This window comes from Serratia proteamaculans, assembly GCF_008830365.1.
In the GTDB taxonomy this organism is placed as follows: Bacteria; Pseudomonadota; Gammaproteobacteria; order Enterobacterales; family Enterobacteriaceae; genus Serratia; species Serratia proteamaculans.
In genome coordinates, this window is record NZ_WBKI01000005.1 from 150,196 (window position 1) to 172,310 (window position 22,115).

A 22,115-nucleotide genomic window follows, 5' to 3' on the forward strand; every position below is an offset into this window, starting at 1 on the left:
GTTCTGCTCCCGGGTTCATAAACAAGCGGGCTAAAAAGCCCGCCGTATCGGTATAATGCTTATTTTTCCAGCAGGTTGACCGCGATGCGATTGCTTTCATCCATCATCGACGCCTTGGCGCGGATTTTGGCTTCCAGTTGGTCAATCATCTGCTCGTTGTCAAAACGTTCTCTCTGGCGCACGCCATCTTCGTAGAAACCGCTCTTTTTGTGGCCACCGGTCACGCCCAGCGTGGAAACCAGGGCTTCGCCCGGGCCATTGACCACACAGCCGATAATCGAAATGTCCATCGGCGTGATGATGTCTTCCAGACGCTGTTCCAGCGCGTTCACCGTACCGATAACGTCAAATTCCTGACGTGAACAGGTCGGGCACGCGATAAAGTTAATACCGCGGGCGCGGATGCGCAGCGATTTCAGAATGTCGAAACCGACCTTCACCTCTTCCACCGGATCGGCTGCCAACGAGATGCGCAGGGTATCGCCGATGCCTTCCGACAGCAGCAGTCCCAAACCAATCGCCGACTTCACTGAGCCACTGCGTGCGCCACCGGCTTCGGTGATGCCCAGATGCAACGGCTGATCGATACGTGCAGCCAGCAGACGATAGGATTGCACCGCCAGGAACACATCGGAGGCCTTAACGCTGACTTTAAACTGGTCGAAGTTGAGGCGATCGAGGATATCAACGTGGCGCATGGCAGATTCGAGCAGCGCTTCCGGCGTAGGTTCGCCGTATTTTTCCTGGATGTCTTTTTCCAGCGAACCGCCATTCACCCCGATACGGATTGGGATGTTTTTATCGCGTGCGCAGTCTACCACTGAACGGATACGCGACTCGTTACCGATATTGCCCGGGTTGATGCGCAAGCAATCTACGCCATATTCAGCAACCTGCAGCGCGATACGGTAATCGAAGTGGATATCGGCGACCAGCGGCACGTTGACCTGCTGCTTGATCAGCCTGAATGCCTCGGCGGCATCCATGGTGGGGACTGAAACGCGGACGATATCGACACCCACGCGCTCCAGTGCTTTGATCTGATTAACCGTGGCTTCAACATCAGTGGTACGGGTGTTAGTCATCGACTGCACGGCAATCGGCGCACCATCACCAATAGGCACATTGCCGACGTAAATTCGCGTTGATTTTCGACGGATGATGGGCGATTGGTTATGCATTACTTACTCTCCATTGTTGCCCTGACTCAACGACAATGGCCGCGCAATTACTGCGCGGCAACGGTCAGACGAGCAACACGGTTTGACTTAACAAACCGGCTTAAATCAACCGGCTTACCTTGATATTGAATCTGTACTGCTGCCGGTGCACCAATGGTCAGTTTGTACGGCGCGGTACCCGCCAGGCTCAGCTTGCCGCCGCTTTTCTGGCTGCCGCTGTACAACGTTTTACCGTTGGCATCACTCACCTGCAGCCAACAGTCGGCGGAGAACTCCATGACCAGCGCGTTAGGATCAACCGCCGTTGCAGCCACACCCGCGTCAGCGGTTGGCAACGGTGCGGCAGGTGCCACAGGCGTTGTCTCTGGCAGCGTTGTCTGGCTTGGTGAAACCACCGCAGGTTGCTGTGCGGTTGCACTGCCGGTAACGGCCGGAGTCTGCGACTGCAGTGGAGCAACGCCGGTATCAACCGGCGTTGCTCCATTGTCAGCCAAAGGTGCACTGTTGTCGGCATTGCTGTCGGTCAACGGCACAGATTGGCCTTCATTGTTATTCTGTGAAAGCTGGGCAGAGGATTGATCGGCCATAGTGGCGATTTCTTCCTGCTGGGCCTTGTGGTTTTGCCACCACCAGGCACCGGTCAGGCCAACCACCACGAAAACGATCAGCCAGGTGAAGCTCATCAGCCAGCCGTCGCGTTTTTTGCGGCGCTTGCCCAATGAGAAACTCTGCATGGGGGCAACTTTCGCCACCTTCAGCGGAGCCTGCTTGGCCAGCATCGGCAGCAGTTCATCCTCTGGTACACGCACCAGCTTGGCGTAGGAACGGATATAACCCCGCACGAAGGTTGAAGCCAAATCTGCGGACAGATTGTCTTCTTCGATATCGCGCACGGTAGACATTTTGAGGCACAGGCGTTCTGCAACGGCCTGTTGACTCAACCCGAGTTGTTCACGGGCTTGACGCAGACGCTCGCCTGTCGTCATTGATACGGTTTTATCTTGGGAGGCTTCAGTATTCATTAGCTAAGAACTGCTGGTACTGTTTGGATTGTGGAAAACTTCGCGATAACTGCTTGCCATAACGTTGCACGCTATCTTGGCGCCCGGCTAACGCGGCGAAACGAATCTGTAACCATAAGCTGTCGGCGCTAGCCGGCAGAACATGTTGATAACTATCGAGTAAAAGTTGCGACTGCGCGCGCTTCCCTTCTCCAAATTGCTTTTCTGCCTCCACTAACAGTGGAGTGCCTTTGTCCGGATCGATCTTCATCGCACGCGTTAACAAGGTACGTGCTTCATCGTTCTGTCCGGCCTTGAGAAAACAGTAACCTGCGTTTTCCAGGCTGTCGGCAACCTGACCGTAATCCGGTGCTACTGCCGCAGCGCTAAACTGCTGTTGTGCCGGTACATACTGCCCTAAACTGCAAAGAAACGCACCGTAATTATTCAGCACGGTGCCATTGCCAGGTGCAAGTTTGAGCGCTTGCTGATAACGCTGTTCGGCCGCGCTATTTTCACCCATCCGCTGCTCATAGAGTGCCATGCCCAATTGGGTACGGTAATCCTGTGGGGCAGCTTCCGCCGCCTTCTCCAGATTCTGTCGCGCGGCAGGTAAATCGCCCTGCTTCAGATATTCCAGACCCAGTTGCAAACGCGTTTGGCCCGCTTGTGACTGCGCGTCTTTTTCTTCCGGTGTTGAACCGGAACAGCCCGCCAGTAAACCGGCTGCCAGCAACATCCCCCACAGAGTCAGCTTCATGCCTGCATTCATTTCCTTGTCTGATGTCACCTTACAATCTGTTGATATAACAGATTGTAAGATAACGAAAAAATCATGCTATAGGGTTCAGACCGCACGTACGGAGATAGGTTCCCCGGCCATTTTCTTTTTCAGGGTACGCTTGGTACGGTCGATCACTTCACCCGCGAGTTGCCCGCAGGCGGCATCGATATCATCACCACGGGTTTTACGAACAATAGTCGTAAAGCCGTATTCCATCAACACTTTGGAAAAACGATCCACCCGGCTGTTGGAACTGCGGCCGTAAGGTGCCCCCGGGAACGGGTTCCATGGGATCAGGTTGATCTTGCATGGCGTATCTTTCAGGACTTCAGCCAACTGGTGCGCATCGTCGGTGCTGTCATTGATATGGTCCAGCATCACGTACTCGACCGTGACCCGCCCCTGGTTGGCATTGGATTTTGCCAGGTAGCGGCGCACCGCAGCCAGGAAGGTTTCGATGTTGTATTTACGGTTGATCGGCACGATATCATCACGGATCTTGTCGTTCGGCGCATGCAGCGAAATTGCCAGCGCAACGTCGATCATATCGCCCAACTTGTCCAGCGCCGGCACCACACCGGAGGTAGACAGGGTCACACGACGCTTGGACAGGCCAAAACCGAAGTCGTCCAGCATGATTTCCATCGCCGGTACCACATTGCTCAGGTTGAGCAGCGGCTCACCCATGCCCATCATCACCACGTTGGTGATCGGGCGTTCGCCGGTGACTTTCAGTGCACCGATGATTTTCGCCGCACGCCACACCTGGCCAATGATTTCCGACACGCGCAGGTTGCGGTTAAAGCCTTGCTGGGCGGTCGAACAGAATTTGCATTCCAGTGCACAACCCACCTGGGAAGAAACACACAGGGTCGCACGGTCGCCGTCCGGGATATACACGGTTTCGACCTGCTGATCGCCCACTTTGATCGCCCATTTAATGGTGCCATCGGCTGAGCGTTGTTCTTCCGCCACTTCTGGCGCACGGATCTCGGCGACGCTCTGCAATTTATTGCGCAGGACCTTGTTGATGTCGGTCATCTGCTCAAAATCATCGCAGCAATAGTGGTACATCCACTTCATCACCTGATCGGCACGGAAGGGTTTCTCGCCCATTTTGGCGAAGAACTCACGTAATTGCTGACGGTTTAAATCCAGCAGGTTAATTTTGGCCACAGCCGGTTGTTCCGCGTTAACGGATTGAGTAGTCAGCGAATTATTTTCAGACACGATGTGCTCGGACGTGATGGGTTCTAACATAATTGATCTCTGGCCTCGTTGTTACACGTTACGGCGCGAAAGAGTGGAAAGTAAGTGCGTCGTTCAACCCGCATCAATTGCGGTGACGGCGCTAAAAAGCGCGCCCCTGACAAGAAGCCTTATCAGGGGCGCGGCATTGTACAAATTTTAGTAGCAGCTTTCCACGTCTGAAAGGCATTCAGGGCATTTTTATTGTTTCAGCCGGTGAATGCCGTGTTCGGACGGGTATATTAACGTGAGCAGATTTCGCTTTCGTTAAAGAAATACGCGATTTCGCGCTGTGCAGATTCTACTGCATCAGAACCGTGAACGGCGTTGGCAGTGAAGCTGTCCGCGTAGTCAGCACGCAGGGTGCCGGCCAGTGCGTTATCTGGGTTGGTCGCGCCCATGATGTCACGGTTGCGCTGTACTGCGTTTTCCGCTTCCAGAACCTGAACCACGATCGGGCCAGAGGTCATGAACTCAACCAGGCCATCGAAGAATGGGCGGCCTTTGTGCTCAGCGTAGAAGCCTTCAGCTTGTTCGCGAGTCAGACGCAGCATTTTGGATGCGATGATTTTGAAACCGGCACGCTCAAAGCGAGCATAGATTGCGCCGATGTCGTTGTTAGCTACAGCGTTTGGTTTAATGATGGAAAAGGTACGTTCTACGGTCATGATGGCCTCTGTATAGCTTCCAAAACAGGCCGGTCTGTAAACAGGGTGCCGGCCTTCTCAAGTGGCGCAGATTATATGTGCGCCGGTAACGCTTGCCTACGGGAAAAACAACATTTCATTAAAAAATCATTATCTTTATTCTTCACTTTGCGGCCCAGAGCACAGGTTATGAAAACTTAACTTAATCGAGGCTAAATTCGCGCACGGCCACCTGACCGCTCTCATCCAGCACGCTGAGCTGATAGCGACCAGGTTGGGTCAGCGTCTGCAACAGCGACTCCCCTTCCCCCACCAGTTGGCCGTTGAGGAACCACCAGCGCTGTCCGCCGCCGCCCTGGGCGCTGACCCGCAAATCAAGCGCATTGTTGCCAGGCAGGCGACGCAGTATCGCGCCGTCACGCACGCCCAACATCAACAACGGCGGAGCTTCTTGTTGCTGCAACGGCGGGCACTGTGGATCGATAGCCGGCAAGCGCTGAGCACGGCGCTCCGCCGCAGGCAACCAGGGCTCCAGCGGCGTTGGCCACAGTGCCAGCCGACGCGGCGCCGCCCCCGGACAATCCGCCGCCACCCGCAATCCACGCGCGTTCAACCACGTCAGCGGTTGACTACCCAGCAGGCTTTCCTGGCCCGGCGCGGACAGCGTCGGCGGGATAGTCCCGTCGAGGATCCAGCTCAGACGCCGTTGGCGGCAATTGCTGTCCCCCGCCGGAAGCGGCTGACCGCCCGGCCAGCAAATCACTGCACGGCTGACGCCAGCGGGGCGCGGATCGGCCGGAATGCCTTCCCCACGCTGGCGTAAAGAGGTCAGCAACAGGTTGTTGACCTGATTCAGCAGAGGCACCGCCGTGGCGAAGCCGAACTGGCCGGCCACCGGCGTGCCGTCTGGTCGGCCCACCCAAATCCCCATCGTGTAGCGGGCATTAACGCCAATCGCCCAGGCGTCGCGGTAACCGTAACTGGTGCCCGTCTTCCACGCCAACGGCACGCTGGCGGGCAATGCATCATCCGGTAGCGGGCGCGCCTCTCCCGCCAATATTCGCCGCACAATCCAGGCGGCACCCGGCGACATGAACTGGCGATCGTAAATCCCTTGCTGAGGCGTAAAGCGCAGCGGTGCCACCCGGCCCTGACGAGCCAGCGCGCTGAATCCGGCCACCAACTGATCCAACCGGGCTCCGGCCCCGCCCAGGATCAGCGCCAGGCTGGGTTCGGCGTGCGCCGGCAGCCGCAGTTCAACCCCCACGTTACGGAGATTGGCGGCAAAGCGCTTCGGCCCGTAGGCCTCCAGCAACTGTACTGCCGGCAGGTTAAGCGAACGCGACAACGCTTCACTGGCGCTGACCGGGCCGTGGAAACCGGTATCGAAATTGCCGGGCCGATAATCCCCAAAACGGCGCGGTACGTCTTGCAACAGCGATTCGGCGTGGATCAGGCCATCGTCCAGCGCCAGCCCATACAAGAAGGGTTTTAGCGTCGAGCCCGGCGATCGCCAGGCGGCTACCATGTCGACATGGCCAAAACGGCTGTTATCGTTCAAATCCAACGATCCCAGATAGGCGCGTACCTTCATATTGGTGTGATCAACCACCAATACGCCAACCGAGGTTTTTTCCGGCAGTTGACTCTTCCAGCCGCGAGCCAGTTCTTCCAGCCGCCGCTGCAAGGTAGCGTCCAGCGTGGTGGTCACCACCTGGCTACGATTGCCCTGTGTCATGCGCCTTGCCAGTAACGGGGCCAACTGCGGTACCTGGCGCGGGGCCAACCACAACGCTTCCTGCCGGATTTCGGCCACCTGTGGTGCCGGCCAAACCTGATAATACGCCAGGCGTTCCAGCACCTTGTCACGCGCAGCCTGCGCCCGTTCCGGGTAGCGGTCCGGCCGCAAACGGCTGGGAGCCTGCGGCAACACGGCCAGCAACGCCGCCTCACCACGCGTCAGCGCAGAAGGCGGTTTGCCCAGATAAGTCCAGCTGGCCGCGCCAATCCCCTGTAGCGTGCCGCCGTAAGGTGCCCGGTTAAGGTAGATTTCAAGGATTTGATCCTTCGACAGATGCCATTCCAACTGGGCGGTACGCCACACCTGGCGCAATTTCCCCCCCAGCGTGCGGGGATGGGGATCTATCAGGCGCGCCACCTGCATCGACAGCGTGCTGCCGCCGGAAACAATCTGCCCGTTACGCAGGTCTTGCCAGGCGGCGCGGGCCAGCGACAATGGATTGATGCCGGGGTGCCGATAAAACCAACGGTCTTCATAGGTCAGCAGCGCCTGCAAATAATAGGGCGAGACCTGCTGCAGACTGACCGGATAGCGCCATACGCCGTCACTGTCCGCATAGCGCCACAGCGGGGTACCGTCTTCCGCCACCACCACGCGCGCCATCTCGGCATCTTTCAGCGGCAACGGCCACAGCCGGTCCGCCAACCACAGTAAAACGGGCGGCAGCAAAATAGCCAGCAGCCAGATGGCTGCCCGGCGACGTAAATGAGTAAGAAGTCGATTCATCAGGAAGGTATCACCCCTTTGCCCCGCCACCGGCTAAATCACCGGTGCGGGGCAAAGAGGATCATTTGGCGATTTCAAGCCGTTGCGGTGTCGCACCCAGCGCACGCCAGGCTGGCACATACATTGACTCAACCTGCGGCGCAGGCACCAAATAGGTACCCGGAGTGACTGCGCGCGCCAGATACAGCAGCGTGGTATGACGGTAGCCGTCGATATTCACCGCCGCCACGTAGCGATCGTCACGGAACTCCTGATGTTTGATGTCAGCCTGCTGCATGTCTTGCAGCAATTCGGTCACGCTACTGGCGCTTTCGCCCAGGCTGGCACTGCTGTCCCCCAGGTTCTGGTTTTCCAGCTCCAGCCCGGCCGGCAGCAGATCCACCACCAGCGCGTCCGGTACCTGATTGTCGGCCCAGACATCCAGGTGCACCAGGATCAGCTGGCCGCTTTTCAGTTGGGTCAGATCCACCGGCTTACCATCCAGCCCCAGGAATTCACGGCGGATGTTCAGCACGTTGCTCTGCGGCTGCGGTGCCTGTTGCGGATAGCCCACCAGATCAACCCGGCTGTACAGCGTGCCGCTGCCGGTATTGGTGAGCTGCAACCCAGCCGCCAACTGTTCAGCGGATAGGTTTTGCGTCAACGCCTGACTACCGGACAGCGTCTTGCCCTGCGCCGTTTGCGCCTGCCATGGTGTTTCAGCACTGCCGATCAGGTTACGCGCAGCCAGGAACAGGGCATTGCTCTCCTGCGTAGACAGATAACGTTCGCCGTTGAGACGCTCAGACAGCGTCAGCAAGCGCTGGTCACGCTCGGCCGGCAGCAGATTATTTTCGGTCAACAGCGCCAGGATCATCGCGTCATCACGCAGCGGGCTGCCGTAATCTTCCAGCCAGTAATCTTTGGCATTGCGCTGTGTCGTCAGCCCTTGCTCAATCGCCTGATTGGCACGCGGCATATCCCCCATCAACTTCAACGCCACCCCAAGCTGCACCAACGGCAAGCCTGAACGGGCATCGGCACGACGCTCAAACAGCTGTCGCAATGCCCCAAGCGGTGCCTGCTGCTGACGTGCCAGCACCAACCCTGCATAGGCCTGCACGGCAAAACGGGTGTGGTCCGGGTACTGGGTGGAGGCAACGTCGATCTGACTGCGATCCTGCAAATAACGCTGCAGACGGTTGTTGGCAGCCGTCAGGGCATCCGCCGGTACGCTGTAGTTCTGCTCACTGGCACGGAACAGGAAGTCCGTGGCATAGGCCGTTAACCAGAACTCTTCCTGACTGTCGCGATTCCACAAGCCAAAACCGCCGTTATAGCGCTGCATGCTGAGCAGGTGCTCAATGCCAACGTCGATACTGTTGCGGCGGCTTGCATCGCTGCCGGATTTGATCCCCAGCGCGCTAAGCTGCGCCCGGTTGGTGTACAGCGACGGGTAAAGCCCGCTGGTGGTCTGTTCCAGACAGCCGTAAGGATAGGCGTACAGCTCGCTGATATAGCGCGCCAGGTTGATTGGCGGACGGCTGGTCAACAGCAGTTGCCCTTCGGTCGTCGTCTGCACCAGCCCGGCGGCGGCATCTGCCGGCAAACCCCAGCTTTCACCGGCGTGGATCACGCTGGCAAACTGGCGGGTCTGCGCCGGATAAGCCGGTCGCACGCCAATCTTCCAACTGTTCTGATAGTCTTTGAGCGTTTCCCCCGGCAGCACCAGGCCGCTGACGGTCAGCGCAACTTCACCCTGACCAAAGCCCGCCAGCGCCTGCACCGGGATCTGCAGCATGGTGCGCTCGCCGTTGGCCAGGCTGACCTGTTGTTCAGCAGCGCCCTGCAGCGCCACTAACCCGCTGGAAGCCAGTTTCACCGTTAATGTCTGCGGCTGTCCCGACAGGTTGCTGACATCCAGCGCCAATTGGGTACTGTCGCCCCCAGCCAGGAAGCGCGGTGTCGCCAACTCCGCGACTACCGGTGCGGCAACAACGGTCTTGCCCTCCGCCTTGCCGAAGTCTTCATTACTCCACGCCTGCGCCATCAGTCGCAGTTCGCCGTTGAAGTCCGGAATGGCAATCTGAATTTCGCCTTCGCCATTGGCATCCAACTTAACCGGCTGCGCTTGCTGGGCCACAATAGTGACTGCGGTGATCGGTTTTTTACCGCCGCGCGACAAGGCATCTTCGTCATCGCCGTCACCGCCGTAACGCAGGTTAGCCAAACGTCCTTTGCCTTCAATCAATTGACCGTACACATCGTACTGATCGGCACTGTAGCGTTTGCGGCCAAAGAAGGCCTGATACGGATCCGGCGTTGCGTAGTCGGTGATATTGAGGATGCCGCTGTCCACCGCGGAAAGCAGCACGTTGATTTGCTGTGGCGGTTTACCACTGCTGTGGGCGGCCTTCACTTTCACCGTCAGCATTTGGTTCGGCCGCATACGCTGCGGCGCGTCCAGCGACAGTGCCAGTTTGCGCCCTTCATCCACCAGCGGCAGATGCAACAGCCCTACCGCCCGTTTCGGCGTCGACTGCTGTTGCTTATCTCCCGGCCGGATCACCAATGCGCTGAGGTACAGATCGTGGCGTTTCCACTCCTGATTGATCGGCACCTCGACATCAACGCCCTTGGCCGGCACGTCCAGTTCCTGCCACCACAGCGGGCCATCGCTGGACTCCACCAGCAGATAGCCCTTGCCGGCGGCCGGTGCTTCGATATGCAGTTTCACTTTTTCGCCCGGTTGGTAGGCCGGTTTGTCCAGCTTCAGCTTCACCTGGTCCGGACGCACGGCGCCGCTGCCATTGGTGTTGTCCTGCCAACTGTAACCCGCCCAGAAACGCAGGCTGCTGATCAGATTGCTCTGTGGATCCACCACCTCAATGCGGTATGCGCCCCACTCCACCGGGAAACTGACCTTGGCACTGCCGTCGGCGGCGATATCGATAGTCTGTTCCGCCAGTGGCAGATCTTTTTTGTCGTACAACGACTGCCAGCCTTCGCCTTCTGACCACTGCCAGTAGTAGTCGCGGCGCTCACGCACCAGACGGGCCTTCAGCCCGCTGACCGCCAATTTCTCACCGGCGGCATTGGCGTAGACAATATCAAACCCGGCCTGGGTGTTTTCATCCACCACCGGCTGGGCCTGATAACTGTCGCTGCGGTAATCATAAATCTGTTGTTTGCTGAACAATGGCCGAATGCCGGGCAGTGCATCGGCTGGCCAGATCGCCTGTTCGGCGCGGCGCGTCACCGGGCGGCCACCGGACTCCAGCAGGCTGGCCTGCAGAATGGCCTTCAACGGGGACTTCACTTCAGCCCAACTGCTGTCTACTGCCACCTGCGCCTTACCGGCGTTATCCAGTGCCTGATCGAATTCATCCATATTGCGCGACAGGCTTTCTTCCGTCACCGAACCGAACTCATAGCCCGGCAGGCTGCTGACCGCCTCACGCTGTGGTCGCAGGAACACCTGTCCCTGAAGACGGTTACCCGAGGCAGGAGCACCGTAGAGATAGCGACCGCTGACGTCGAACACCAGCTGTGCGTCAGGGCGCTGCGGGGTTTTCTCAGCGGTGATGTCGAGCGCCATACGTTCCGGTAAAAAGTCTTCGACCTTGAAGCTGTACAACCGTGGCTGGTTATCGCCCAGGTTGAAACGCAGTGACCAGTTACCGGTCGGCCCGCCTTCGGGAATGGAATACTGATATTGATACAGGCCGTCCTGTGGCTGCCAGACAAAGCTGCGCGCCACCTGATCGTCCGGCTTGACGATATCTACCTTCACCGGCTGGGCCGGTAACGGCTTGCCGTCGGCGTCACGCAGCAGACCGTTAACGATCAGCGTTTCGCCAGGACGGTACAAATCACGTGGGCCGAAGGCGAAAAATTGCTTGCTGTAGCCTTCCGGCCCGGCAATATCGAACTCAGCCAAATCCAGCGCCGGCGTCGCGAGGTCGATCATGCTGGTCTGACCCTGCTGGGTAGCCAGCAACAACCGTGCCTTGGCGCTTTTCGCTAACTGGGCATGGCCCTGCTTATCGGTGGTGCCCTGGGTCAGCGTTTGGCCTTTTTCATCCAGCAGGCGCAGTTCCACCGCGCCCAATGCCGCGCCGCCATCCAGCGCCTGGGTAAACACATCCAGACGATCGTGATAGCTGTGCAGTGAAACTCCGATATCACTGAGGGTGAACAGGGTCGCCGGGTTGGTGTAGCCGTAATGCCCGGCCTGTTGCATCACCGCCAGGTAAACCCCCGGCTGCTGCAGTGCCTCGATGCTACTCAACGGCAGCAGCAGGCGTTCGCGGGTATTGCGTTGCGGATTGAGATCAAAACGGCCGCTGTAGACCAGGTCGGCCATTTTCAGCAGTTCTTCCGATTCCCAACTGGAAAGCGAATTGCGGTACTCCCAGTTGGCCAGGAATGCCGGTAAGGCATCGATCTTCACCCGGAAGAAGTTAACGTCGACGTTATCGACGTTGAGCGCCATCACCGGTAACCCCTGCGCCAGCTTGGTTGGCAGCAGTGAGCCTTTGCCGGCAAAGCCGACGCTCGGTTTGATGTCGCGGGTGGTAATTGTCTGTTGTTGCTGTTTACCCAGTTCGGCACCGTTGACCGCTTTCAGGCCACTCTCAAGGGTCAGTACCACTTTGCGGTTAGGCTGCAGATGGCGTAACCGCAACTCCATCAAATTATCTGACAGCTCCCAGGCACCGTCGATTTTACCGCTGACGCTGTCGACCAGATGGGCTCGCGCGGCGAAATCCTGATTCGGATCCAGCGGCAAAGAAAACGTCAGCACCATGGCACTGGCGCCGTCGAGTTGCAGTTCGGCGGCATCAAGCAGCGTTAAGGGTTTCCCAGCGTCGCGTTTTGCCAACGCTGCCAGCGCGGCGGCATCCGGCCGCTTGGCCTGCGTGACGCTGCTGGCCTGAGCATCGGCTTGCGCCGCGGTTGAGGTTTGACCGTTGTCATCACAGGCAGCCAGCAGTAGCAGGCCCCCCACCAATACGATCCCCTGACAAAGCTTCTTGCCTGATGCAAATGCCCCTGAACGGCATGGTTTCATCGTTTAACTCCCTGGCAGCCTTTACGCAACGACACCCGTCGGCGCAATATCCGAATATGGATGAATGATAGCAGCGCTGTTAGCATCAGACCCAGCTCAATTTTTCCCCGTCAACAGAAAGGGCAACCGAAGCCTGAGCAGGAGATGATATGGCCACAATGAAAGATGTTGCCCGACGGGCCGGTGTATCGACGGCCACCGTCAGCCGGGTGATCAACAGTACCGCCTATGTTGAACCGGTCACCCGTGAACGTGTTGAAAAGGCCATGCGCGAGTTTAACTATCACCGCAATGCTGCCGCGCTGGCCCTGGCGAAAAGAAGCGGCAATATGCTGGGGTTATTGACCGGCAATCTTGACGATCCCTTTTTCTCGCGACTGGCGCGAGGCGTCGAAGATATCACGCGCAAAGGCGGCGTAAAATTGATGGTCTGCAGTGGCGGCCATCAGGCCGAACTGGAGAAAAATGGGCTCGATTTTCTGATCAACCAGGGCTGCGAAGCCATCGTGGCACACGTGACCCGGATGAGCGATGCCGACGTATTACGCTACGCCGCCCACACCCCGGCAATGGTGGTGATCAATCGCTATTTGCCCGCCATCGCCAATCGCTGCATTTGGCTGGATAACGTCAGCGCCTCTCAGGCCGCCACCCAGATGCTGATTCAACACGGGCACCGGAATATCGCCTGTATCACGACAGACTTGCCGATCGATGACAGAAAACAGCGTCTCGAAGGCTATCGCAGTGCCATGGCTCACGCCGGGATCTCGGTACCGGGTAGCTGGATCATCAGCGTCCCTTTCAATGAACAAGGGGGCGAATTAGCGGCAGAAAGGATCCTGGCCAGCGGCCACCATTTTACCGCCGCACTGACGTTCAATGACGTGATGGCTGCCGGTATGATGCGAACCTTTCGCCAACGTCAGATGAGCCTGCCGGAGGATATCTCGATTGTCGGGTTTGATGACGTGGCCCTGGCAAAATATCTCCATCCGGCATTAACCACCGTGCATTATCCGGTTGAGAAAATGGCAAGATGCGCGGCTAATTTGGCGCTACAGCTCAATTCTGCGGTTGCTGTGGCACCGCAGAATAATATGTTTTCCGCTGAATTGATCCTGCGAGACTCGGTCGCCTCCCTCGAGAAAAATACCTCAAATCAAGAAAACAAGGCCATAAAGTGAGAGGTACTTCACACAACAGCAGTCCATGAAACCGATTACATGGACAGTTGCCCGCGCTCACACCCCAATCAAAACGAATTCATTAGGCTTGCGTCACACCCTCATCCTTAACCGGAGTTGTTAATGAATAACAAAAAGAAACTCAACCTGGGGCTAGCGATGCTGCCCATTGTGGCGATGCTATTACTGCTGATCATCGGCTACGGCCAGCTTGGGCTGCGGATCGAGCCGTTGCTGCTGGTCTCAGCCGCCATTGCCGCCGCACTGGCCTGGTGGCAAGGTTACTGCTGGGAAGACATTATCGACTCGATCGTGGCCAAGCTGGCCAAAGCAATGCCGGTGATTATGATCCTGATCTGCGTCGGCGGGTTGATCGGCACCTGGATGTTCAGCGGTACCATTCCCTACATGGTGTACTGGGGCTTAAAACTGATCAGCCCGCAATATATCCTGATCGCCGCGTTTTTCATTACCAGCGTGATCTCCGTTTGTACCGGCACCTCCTGGGGCGCAGCCGGTACCGTCGGCGTGGCATTGATGGGCGTGGCCGCCGGGCTGGATGTCCCTTTGGCCGCCGCCGCCGGTGCCGTGGTTTCCGGGGCCTACTTTGGCGACAAAATCTCTCCGTTGTCTGACTCCACCAATTTCGCCGCCATCGTCGCGGATACCGACCTTTACAGCCATATCCAGCACCTGATGTACACGACATTACCAAGCTTCGTTTTAGCCGCGGTAGTGTATCTGATTGCCGGGCACACCAGCGCCGTCGGCAGCGTAGCTACGCCGGAAAAAGTCACCGAGATCGTGACCGCGCTGGAGGGGCTGTATCACTTTAACCTGCTGCTGATCCTGCCGCCGGTGTTGGTGCTTTGGGGTGCCGTCACTAAACGACCGGTGATCCCCGTGATGCTGGCGGCCTGTACTCTGGCCATCGCCATTGGGGTACTGATCCAGGGCTTTAACCTGCAGCAGGGTTTAAATGCGTTGATGGACGGTTTTAACCTTTCGATGTTTACCACTCAGGGGCACAGCATTACCGGCATCGTCGACGATGTTCCACGCCTGCTCAACCGCGGCGGCATGTTCTCGATGATGAGCACTATCCTGCTGGTGTTCTGCGCGTTTTCCTTTGCCGGGGCCTTAACGTTGACCGGCGCGCTGACCGTTATCATCAACCGACTGCTGAAAGTGGTTCATACCACCGGCCAGTTGATTGCCGCAACGGTCGCAACCACCATTCTGGTGACCGGCGCCACCAGCGACGGCAAGCTGGCGCTGTTGATCCCCGCAGAACTGTTTAAGGGCGCCTACCGCCGCATGGGATTAGACAATAAAAACCTGTCACGGACCGTGGAGGACGCGGGCACCGTCATAGAACCTTTAATTCCGTGGACCGCCGCAGGCATTTATATGGCAACCACCCTGGGTGTCAGCACGCTGGATTTATTGCCTTGGGCCATCCAATGCTACGCCGCCGTATTCTTCGCCCTGATTTATGGGTTTACCGGATTCGGGATTGCCAGAATACAGCCAGAAAACGATTTACAGCGTAAGGAAGCCTGACGTGAAACCAACCGATTTTAACCAGATAGTTAACCGCCACAACACCGGCTCGGTGAAATGGGACTTTATCGACCGCTATCTGCAACTCGATGAAACCGACCTTTTGCCGATGTGGGTCTCTGATTTTGACTTCCAGTGTCCAGAGGAAGTCCGGCAGGCACTGCATCAGCGGGTGGATCACGGCATATTTGGCTATAGCGAACGCGATGACTCATATTACCAGGCGGTAATAGAGTGGTTCTCAAGCAGGCATAATCTGCCTTTGCAGCGCGAGTGGTTCACGTCCATCGAAGGGGTGGTGCCCGGATTGGCGCTCCTGATCCAGTTGCTTAGCCAGCCTGGCGATCCGGTGGTGATCCAGGGGCCATACTATGGATCTTTCGCCAAGATCATCACCATGAATGGCCGAGAGGTCCTCGAAAATCCGCTGAAGGAAAGCCCACAAGGCTATCAATTCGATTTCGAGCATCTGGAGGCCTGTTTTGAGCAGCGGAAACCGCCATTGTTGTTGCTGTGTAACCCCCATAATCCAACCGGACGATGCTGGAGCCACAGCGAACTGACGCAGTTGATGGTGCTGTGCAGCCGCCATGACGTGACGGTGATTTCCGATGAAATCTGGGCCGACCTGACGCTACCCGGCGAAACCTTCACCTCGGTGCTGCACCTGGATGAAGCCTGGCATGACCACCTGATTTCAGCGACCTCTGCCAGCAAGAGCTTTGGCTTGTCGTCGCTGAGGATCTCAAATTTCCTGATCCCCAATGTTCGCACCCGCAATGCCTTTATCGAACGCCTTAATGCCCATGGGTTGGATGTCTTCAATGCGCTGTCGATGACTGCCGCAACGGCAGCTTATCAACAGGGGGAAGCCTGGCTTGATGATTTACAAGGTTATCTGGCCGACAACCGGCGTTGGTTTGAACAGGCATTAGCCTATGCCGCACCCTGGTGCAAAATAACCCGGGCCGAGGGCACCTATCTTGCCTGGCTGGATTGTCGCGCTTTAGGCCTGGATGATAACGCTTTACAGCAGGCGTTGATCCACCAGTCAAGGATTGCCGCCTCGATGGGCATCAGCTTTGGCGAGCAGGGAAAAGGCTTTATACGCATCAACCTTGGCTGCCCTCGTCAATATCTTGAACAGGCCATCGCGGGGCTCGCCCGGTTAAAACCCTGAGCAACAATCACCGGTATATGAAAGGCTCCTGTCGGGGTCTTTTTTTGAACGATATCTGGCGGGAATGGTTGAACGAATTTACCGCGGCCTGACGGTATAGCTTTGAAATTAAAGCTTCTGTTAGACTGCGGATGGGCGCTTGAAGCTTTCTGTTTCAGGCCCTGGGTGAGAAGCAGAAAGAAGAAAGCCCCAAACTGACTCTTAATCAGAATGAGGCTTCACCCTACTGCATCAACACCAGCATGGTAGCTCTTAACCGCAGAAATGCAACGGAGGGCTGACATGTCGCGAAAACTATTTTTACCAGGATTTACAGCAGATTGCGTAACATTTTTGGTCTTCACCCAACCTATACCCTATGAGTTTCAAGTTGCAGCCAGGCGCCCATTGTTGTATCCGGCCAGCCTTTCGAGGCTGGCCGCTCTCCTTAGCTTTGATACAGAGAACAGCAGCAAAAACAGGATTACTGGGTTTTATCCGTCGAAGGAATAATATTACGCAACCAACTGCCCCAGCGACGCTGGTAGAAGGGTTGGGTATGGGTGATCAAATAATGGCTGACGCCACGTTCCTCTTCCGATACCAGGCAAAAGTCCACCGGTTCATCATTAGGCGCGGTTTCGCTGGCCACGCTGCCCGCCTCGTTGATCAATGCCTCAATGTCGCCTTGCTCGCCATCCACTTCCAGCCCAACCAGCAGGTTAGGTTTTTCGTCGACCGCCTGATCGTGCATCAGAGCCAGAAATGCGCGACGCACCGGTTTGCGCTGACTGAACAGCGTGGTCAAGGCATCGACCATTGCCGACGGGTATTCTTCCGGCTGCCCCAGCAGGATCTGGGTATCCTTATCGATATAGCGTTCCGCCGGTTTGCTCACACCGCCGGTCGCCAACAACATTGCCACTTCTTCAGGATAAAACTCTTTGCCGTACTCGGCCTTCGGGTTGAGGAACAGATCCGCCCCCTGAGTAATCTCGAATAAGACGCGTGCCGGCATGGCAATGAACGGCTGTTCATCCTCAACGGCCTTTTGCAACGCTTCTACCGAGGTAAAGAATGGGATGATGCTGCCGCCGTCCTGCTTTTCCCAGTGCTGGATATTCACCGGTGTATCGGCGTTCAGCGTGATGTCACCGCCGAGTTGCACCTGCTCGCTGTCACCGAGGATCAACACCGTAGCGTCGAGCAGTTCACGGAAGAATGCCGGACGATGGGCCGGCTCCGTCACCGCCAGTTTCAACAGGCGTTCAAGTTCATTTTCGCCTGTGGCGACTTCGTGATGGTGAGAACTCATGGCAAACTCCAGCAATCAAATAACGGGGCCCAGCATGCTGGGCCCCGAGGGTAAACGACATTCTAGCGCCCACCAAGGTGGGCGTTCAATTATTTGGCTTTGCTCAGCAACAGGTTGGCCAGAGCACGTACGCCCAGACCGGTCGCGCCGGCAGCCCATTGATCCACGGCACCTTTACGGTAGGTGGCGGAACAGTCGATGTGCACCCAACCCTGCTGGTAGTTGGTCACAAAATGCGACAGGAATGCGGCCGCGGTGCTGGCACCCGCCGTGTAAGCCGGACCGGCTACGTTGTTCAGTTCGGCAAAGTTGGACGGCAGTTGGCTACGGTGGAATTCAGCCAGCGGCAGACGCCAGAATGGCTCTTGCTCCGCCTCCGCACTGGCCAGCAGCTCTTGCGCCAGGGCGTCATCGAAGCTGAACAGCGCATGGTAGTCGTTACCCACCGCCGTTTTCGCCGCACCGGTCAGGGTGGCGCAGTCGATAATCAACTGAGGGTTCTGCGCGGACGCATCGATCAGGCCATCGGCCAGCACCAGACGCCCTTCCGCATCGGTATTCATCACCTCAACGGTTTTGCCGTTGCGGTAACGGATGATGTCGCCCAATTTGAAAGCATTGCCGCTGACCATGTTGTCGGCACAGCACAGGTACAGTTTCACACGCTGCTTCAGACCGCGAGCTGCCGCCAGCGCCAGTGCGCCGGTAATGGTGGCTGCACCGCCCATATCCGCTTTCATGGAGTCCATAAAGGCGCTTTGTTTCAGGCTGTAGCCACCGGTATCAAAGGTGATACCTTTGCCCACCAGGCAGGCAAACACCGGCGCTTCCGGGTTGCCGGTCGGGTTGAAATCCAGTGCCAACAACACCGGCGAACGATCCGAGCCGCGCCCCACGGTATGAATACCCGCATAGTTTTGCTCACGCAGATCTTCACCCTTGGTAATGCGGTAGCTGACGGCTTCACAACCGACATCACACATCAGATCCACCGCGCGGGTAGCCAGTTGCTCCGGCCCCAACTCTTCCGCCGACATGTTGATGGTGTCACGCACCCAGTCAACAATCTTCAGGCGCTGTTCCAGCTCTTTGCTTTCCGCTTCCGGCAATTCTGCCCATTCGACGCTTCGCTTGCCCTTCGGCCCACGGAAACCCTGCCAGAACGCCCAGCAGTTTTCCAAATCCCAGCCATCGCCGGCCAGTTTGACGTTCTTGATGCCCTGACCGTCGATCTTACGGGCAGCACGTTGAATACCGCCCAGTTTGTCGTTGCCAGTCAGGTGGATAGTCATCCCTTCTGTACCTGTGCTCAGCAGCGCTTTCTCGCCCCAGCGAGCATCAGCAGGTTGGTTCGACAGCGTTACCAGCATGAATTCAGTTGTCATAGCCTTCTTACTCCGGATTATTCTTTTATTAATCGTGTCGGATACAAAATAAACGGGCCGCCAATGGCAGCCCGTTACGCTATTTACTCCGCTTCATCTAACCAGACCAGCAGGATCGCTTCCAGTATTTTTTCGTTGGAAGCCTGTGGATCGTCGTCAAAATCTTCCAGATCGCAAATCCACTGATGCAGGTCGGTAAAACGTACGGTTTTCGGATCGGTATCCGGATATTGGTCGTACAGGGCTTCGCCGATTTCACGGCTGTCGGTCCACTTCAGTCCCATTCCTATAATCCTCTTACCCTTCACGCGCATGGTTGACGGTATAACGCGGCATTTCAACCACCAAATCTTCGTCGGCCACCAGCGCCTGACAGCTCAGACGGCTTTCCGGCTCCAGACCCCAGGCCTTGTCCAGCATGTCGTCTTCCAGTTCGCTGCTCTCTTCAAGAGAGTCAAAACCTTCGCGTACGATGCAGTGACAAGTGGTGCAGGCGCAGGATTTCTCACAGGCATGCTCAATCTCGATACCATTGCGCAGCGCCACATTGAGGATTGACTCCCCGTGTTCAGCTTCCAGTACTGCCCCCTCCGGGCATAAATCTTGATGGGGCAGGAAAACAATTTTAGGCATGATTAAACCTCATCCACAGAATGGCCAGCCAGCGCACGGCGAATGGAAGCATCCATGCGGCGCGCGGCAAAGTCTTGCGTTTGTGCATCTAATGTTTTAATTGCGGCTTCAATGGCGGCAGGATCAGTGCCCTGCGTCGCCAGTTGTAAAGCTTCCACCGCCGCGGGGATCGCAGTACTTTCTGCTTCACTCAGCAATACTGCATCGCTGGCCAGTGCGCCCTGCAGGCTTTCCAGCACCCGTGACGCCTCAACCCTCTGTTCCGCCAGCATGCGTGCGCCAACATCGCTCTGCGCATTGGCCATCGAATCTTTGATCATGCCGGCGATTTCGGCGTCGGACAGACCGTACGACGGTTTAACCTGAATTGAAGCCTCTACGCCGGTGGATTTCTCCATCGCGGTGACACTCAACAGGCCATCGGCATCCACCTGGAAGGTAACGCGAATATGTGCGCCGCCGGCCGGCAGTGGCGGTAAGCCACGCAGCGAAAAACGTGCCAGCGAACGGCAATCCTGCACCAGCTCACGTTCACCCTGCAGCACATGGATCATCATCGCGCTTTGACCGTCTTTAAACGTAGTGAACTCCTGCGCACGCGCCACCGGAATGGTGGTGTTACGCGGGATCACTTTCTCTACCAGACCACCCATGGTTTCCAGACCGAGCGACAGTGGGATCACGTCCAGCAGCAGCATGTCACTGTCCGGCTTGTTACCCACCAAAATGTCAGCCTGGATCGCAGCACCGATAGCGACCACTTTGTCTGGATCGATCGAGGTCAACGGCGTGCGGCCGAAGAACGTACCGACCTGCTCACGCACCAAGGGCACGCGGGTGGAACCGCCAACCATGACCACTTCCAGCACTTCTTCAGCACTCACGCCAGCATCTTTCAGCGCACGGCGGCAAGCCATCAGAGTACGTTTCACCAGAGTCGCGATCAACGCATCAAACTGTGCGCGGGTCACTTCGCCCTGCCAGCCAGCAATCTCAACGACAGTGCTGTCGGCATCGCTCAGCGCAATTTTGGCCGCGATGGCCGCATCCAGCAGTTGGCGCTGTACGCCGTGATCGCTGCGGTCGGCCACACCGGCCTGCTCACGCAACCAGTCGGCCAGCAGATGGTCAAAGTCGTCGCCCCCCAACGCGGAATCCCCGCCGGTGGCCAACACTTCGAACACCCCACGGCTCAGCCGCAGAATGGAAATATCAAAGGTACCGCCGCCCAGATCGTACACCGCGATAATGCCTTCCTGCCCGGAATCCAGACCATAGGCAATCGCCGCCGCTGTCGGTTCGTTCAGCAGGCGTAGCACGTGCAGCCCGGCCAGACGTGCGGCGTCTTTGGTGCCCTGGCGTTGTGCATCATCAAAATAGGCCGGAACGGTGATCACCACACCGTCGAGTTCCCCTTCCAGCGCAGTTTTCGCCCGTTCGGCCAGTGCCCTGAGAATATCGGCGGAAACCCCTACCGGGTTAACAGCACCGGCGGCAGTGACGATCATCGGCAAGCCATTGTCACTGGCCTGGAACTGATACGGCAGGTTCGGGTAACGTTGTTGCACGTCGGCCAATGAACGGCCCATCATGCGTTTGATTGAGCTGATGGTATTGGCGGGATCCTGCGCTGCCTGCTGGCGCGCATCCCAACCGACACGCAAGGTGTCAGCCTGATAGTGCACCACCGAGGGCAGTAAATCGCGACCCTGGGCATCGGCCAGCGTTTCCGCCTGCCCACTGCGCACCGTGGCGACCAGAGAGTTGGTGGTGCCTAAATCAATACCGGCAGCCAGACGGCGCTGGTGCGGCGCAGCGCTGAGGCCGGGCTCACTAATTTGTAATAAGGCCATATTGAAGCTTCCACAATCAAAAATGTGTTACTCAAAACCCAGCAGTTTTTCTTCGAGTTGTTCAACCTGTTGCTGGAGTTTGTCCAAAAAGCGCAGCTTACGCACGGTGTCGGCGGCATCAACCCACTGTTGACTATCCAGCTGTTGCACCATCAGCGCGCTGCGCTGTTTGACCGTCTCGTTCACCCGCGCGCCAAAGCTGGCCAGCAGGGTTTCTGCATCCGCTTTGCGTTCAATGGCGTCGAGCTCTTCGCGCAGTTCCAGCTGTTCCATCAGGAACGCGGTATCACGCAGGGTATGCTGCTCGTTGCCCAAATCAAAGCCGTGCAAAGATAGCATATACTCTGCGCGTTTTAATGGGTGCTTCAGCGTTTGGTAGGCTTCATTGATAGTCGCAGCCTGTTGCAACGCCATCAGGCGTTCGCGTTCTGGCTGACTGGCAAAACGATCGGGATGGAATTGGCGCTGCAGATCCTGATAGCGAGATGCAAGCAGGCTGCCGTCCACGGGATAGCGAACTGGCAGCCCGAATAAAGTAAAGTAATCCATAGCGTGCTCTGGGCGTTATCGAATGAAGTT

At 57.3% G+C, this 22,115-nt stretch carries 16 protein-coding genes; 3 read left to right on the forward strand and 13 right to left on the reverse strand.

Going from position 1 to position 22,115, the window contains the following annotated elements; translation table 11 throughout:
* Nucleotides 1-59: 59 nt before the first annotated feature.
* The 7 genes from ispG to F8R23_RS18175 all read right to left on the reverse strand — a co-directional run bounded on the left by ispG (nt 60) and on the right by F8R23_RS18175 (nt 12,441).
* The gene (gene ispG / locus F8R23_RS18145) at nt 60-1,181 is read right to left on the reverse strand and encodes a flavodoxin-dependent (E)-4-hydroxy-3-methylbut-2-enyl-diphosphate synthase (protein WP_112348619.1); all 1,122 of its coding nucleotides are present in this window, start codon (nt 1,179-1,181) and stop codon (nt 60-62) included.
* Nucleotides 1,182-1,228: 47 nt separating this feature from the next.
* Entirely contained in the window at nt 1,229-2,203 is a 975-nt protein-coding gene (gene rodZ / locus F8R23_RS18150) for a cytoskeleton protein RodZ (protein ID WP_151415877.1), read from the reverse strand.
* Nucleotides 2,193-2,942 carry a type IV pilus biogenesis/stability protein PilW gene (pilW, locus tag F8R23_RS18155; RefSeq protein WP_112348617.1) on the reverse strand — a complete coding sequence of 250 codons (750 nt, stop codon included), beginning with the start codon at nt 2,940-2,942 and terminating at the stop codon, nt 2,193-2,195. The genes rodZ and pilW overlap by 11 nt, the downstream gene beginning before the upstream one ends.
* Nucleotides 2,943-3,029: 87 nt before the next feature.
* The gene (gene rlmN, locus F8R23_RS18160) at nt 3,030-4,226 is read right to left on the reverse strand and encodes a dual-specificity RNA methyltransferase RlmN (RefSeq protein ID WP_129937401.1); all 1,197 of its coding nucleotides are present in this window, start codon (nt 4,224-4,226) and stop codon (nt 3,030-3,032) included.
* 230 nt (nt 4,227-4,456) lie between these two features.
* Nucleotides 4,457-4,882 (reverse strand): nucleoside-diphosphate kinase, encoded by a 426-nt coding sequence (ndk, locus tag F8R23_RS18165; protein ID WP_012146321.1) that lies wholly within the window; start codon nt 4,880-4,882, stop codon nt 4,457-4,459.
* Between the two features lie 181 nt (nt 4,883-5,063).
* A complete protein-coding gene (gene pbpC / locus F8R23_RS18170) occupies nt 5,064-7,388 on the reverse strand; it encodes a peptidoglycan glycosyltransferase PbpC (RefSeq protein ID WP_151415878.1) in 2,325 nt (774 codons plus the stop codon).
* A 61-nt stretch (nt 7,389-7,449) separates the two neighbouring features.
* Entirely contained in the window at nt 7,450-12,441 is a 4,992-nt protein-coding gene (locus tag F8R23_RS18175) for an alpha-2-macroglobulin family protein (RefSeq protein ID WP_151415879.1), read from the reverse strand.
* Between the two features lie 149 nt (nt 12,442-12,590).
* Here F8R23_RS18175 and F8R23_RS18180 point away from each other — a divergent pair, with 149 nt between their 5' ends.
* The 3 genes from F8R23_RS18180 (at nt 12,591) to F8R23_RS18190 (ending at nt 16,371) form a co-directional block, all read left to right on the forward strand.
* A complete protein-coding gene (locus F8R23_RS18180; protein ID WP_129937404.1) occupies nt 12,591-13,628 on the forward strand; it encodes a LacI family DNA-binding transcriptional regulator in 1,038 nt (345 codons plus the stop codon).
* A 123-nt stretch (nt 13,629-13,751) separates the two neighbouring features.
* Nucleotides 13,752-15,191: a Na+/H+ antiporter NhaC gene (gene nhaC / locus F8R23_RS18185; RefSeq protein WP_151415880.1), complete on the forward strand. Its 1,440-nt coding sequence runs from the start codon at nt 13,752-13,754 to the stop codon at nt 15,189-15,191.
* Nucleotide 15,192: 1 nt separating this feature from the next.
* Nucleotides 15,193-16,371 carry a MalY/PatB family protein gene (locus tag F8R23_RS18190; protein ID WP_129938971.1) on the forward strand — a complete coding sequence of 393 codons (1,179 nt, stop codon included), beginning with the start codon at nt 15,193-15,195 and terminating at the stop codon, nt 16,369-16,371.
* A gap of 463 nt (nt 16,372-16,834) precedes the next feature.
* On the opposite strand, the gene sseB is transcribed toward F8R23_RS18190, so the two are convergent.
* From sseB to hscB, 6 genes are all read right to left on the reverse strand, one after another.
* A complete protein-coding gene (sseB, locus tag F8R23_RS18195; RefSeq protein WP_099062672.1) occupies nt 16,835-17,665 on the reverse strand; it encodes an enhanced serine sensitivity protein SseB in 831 nt (276 codons plus the stop codon).
* An 89-nt stretch (nt 17,666-17,754) separates the two neighbouring features.
* A complete protein-coding gene (gene pepB / locus F8R23_RS18200) occupies nt 17,755-19,050 on the reverse strand; it encodes an aminopeptidase PepB (RefSeq protein WP_170287996.1) in 1,296 nt (431 codons plus the stop codon).
* 83 nt (nt 19,051-19,133) lie between these two features.
* Nucleotides 19,134-19,334 (reverse strand): Fe-S cluster assembly protein IscX, encoded by a 201-nt coding sequence (gene iscX, locus F8R23_RS18205; RefSeq protein WP_112348610.1) that lies wholly within the window; start codon nt 19,332-19,334, stop codon nt 19,134-19,136.
* Nucleotides 19,335-19,347: 13 nt separating this feature from the next.
* Nucleotides 19,348-19,683 (reverse strand): ISC system 2Fe-2S type ferredoxin, encoded by a 336-nt coding sequence (gene fdx, locus F8R23_RS18210; protein ID WP_085118276.1) that lies wholly within the window; start codon nt 19,681-19,683, stop codon nt 19,348-19,350.
* A 2-nt stretch (nt 19,684-19,685) separates the two neighbouring features.
* Entirely contained in the window at nt 19,686-21,536 is a 1,851-nt protein-coding gene (gene hscA / locus F8R23_RS18215; RefSeq protein WP_129937406.1) for a Fe-S protein assembly chaperone HscA, read from the reverse strand.
* 27 nt (nt 21,537-21,563) lie between these two features.
* Nucleotides 21,564-22,085, reverse strand: coding sequence for a co-chaperone HscB (gene hscB, locus F8R23_RS18220; RefSeq protein ID WP_085118280.1), 522 nt, complete (start codon nt 22,083-22,085; stop codon nt 21,564-21,566).
* Between the last annotated feature and the right edge of the window lie 30 nt (nt 22,086-22,115).

Bases quoted from the DNA above. Each gene is read 5' to 3' on its own strand.
- iscX (WP_112348610.1), bottom strand. From the start codon at position 19,334: ATGGGACTGAAGTGGACCGACAGCCGTGAAATCGGCGAAGCCCTGTAC.
- ndk (WP_012146321.1), bottom strand. From the start codon at position 4,882: ATGACCGTAGAACGTACCTTTTCCATCATTAAACCAAACGCTGTAGCT.
- ispG (WP_112348619.1), bottom strand. From the start codon at position 1,181: ATGCATAACCAATCGCCCATCATCCGTCGAAAATCAACGCGAATTTAC.
- rodZ (WP_151415877.1), bottom strand. From the start codon at position 2,203: ATGAATACTGAAGCCTCCCAAGATAAAACCGTATCAATGACGACAGGC.
- pilW (WP_112348617.1), bottom strand. From the start codon at position 2,942: ATGAAGCTGACTCTGTGGGGGATGTTGCTGGCAGCCGGTTTACTGGCG.
- nhaC (WP_151415880.1), top strand. From the start codon at position 13,752: ATGAATAACAAAAAGAAACTCAACCTGGGGCTAGCGATGCTGCCCATT.
- sseB (WP_099062672.1), bottom strand. From the start codon at position 17,665: ATGAGTTCTCACCATCACGAAGTCGCCACAGGCGAAAATGAACTTGAA.
- pepB (WP_170287996.1), bottom strand. From the start codon at position 19,050: ATGACAACTGAATTCATGCTGGTAACGCTGTCGAACCAACCTGCTGAT.
- pbpC (WP_151415878.1), bottom strand. From the start codon at position 7,388: ATGAATCGACTTCTTACTCATTTACGTCGCCGGGCAGCCATCTGGCTG.
- rlmN (WP_129937401.1), bottom strand. From the start codon at position 4,226: ATGTTAGAACCCATCACGTCCGAGCACATCGTGTCTGAAAATAATTCG.
- hscB (WP_085118280.1), bottom strand. From the start codon at position 22,085: ATGGATTACTTTACTTTATTCGGGCTGCCAGTTCGCTATCCCGTGGAC.
- F8R23_RS18175 (WP_151415879.1), bottom strand. From the start codon at position 12,441: ATGAAACCATGCCGTTCAGGGGCATTTGCATCAGGCAAGAAGCTTTGT.
- F8R23_RS18180 (WP_129937404.1), top strand. From the start codon at position 12,591: ATGGCCACAATGAAAGATGTTGCCCGACGGGCCGGTGTATCGACGGCC.
- fdx (WP_085118276.1), bottom strand. From the start codon at position 19,683: ATGCCTAAAATTGTTTTCCTGCCCCATCAAGATTTATGCCCGGAGGGG.
- hscA (WP_129937406.1), bottom strand. From the start codon at position 21,536: ATGGCCTTATTACAAATTAGTGAGCCCGGCCTCAGCGCTGCGCCGCAC.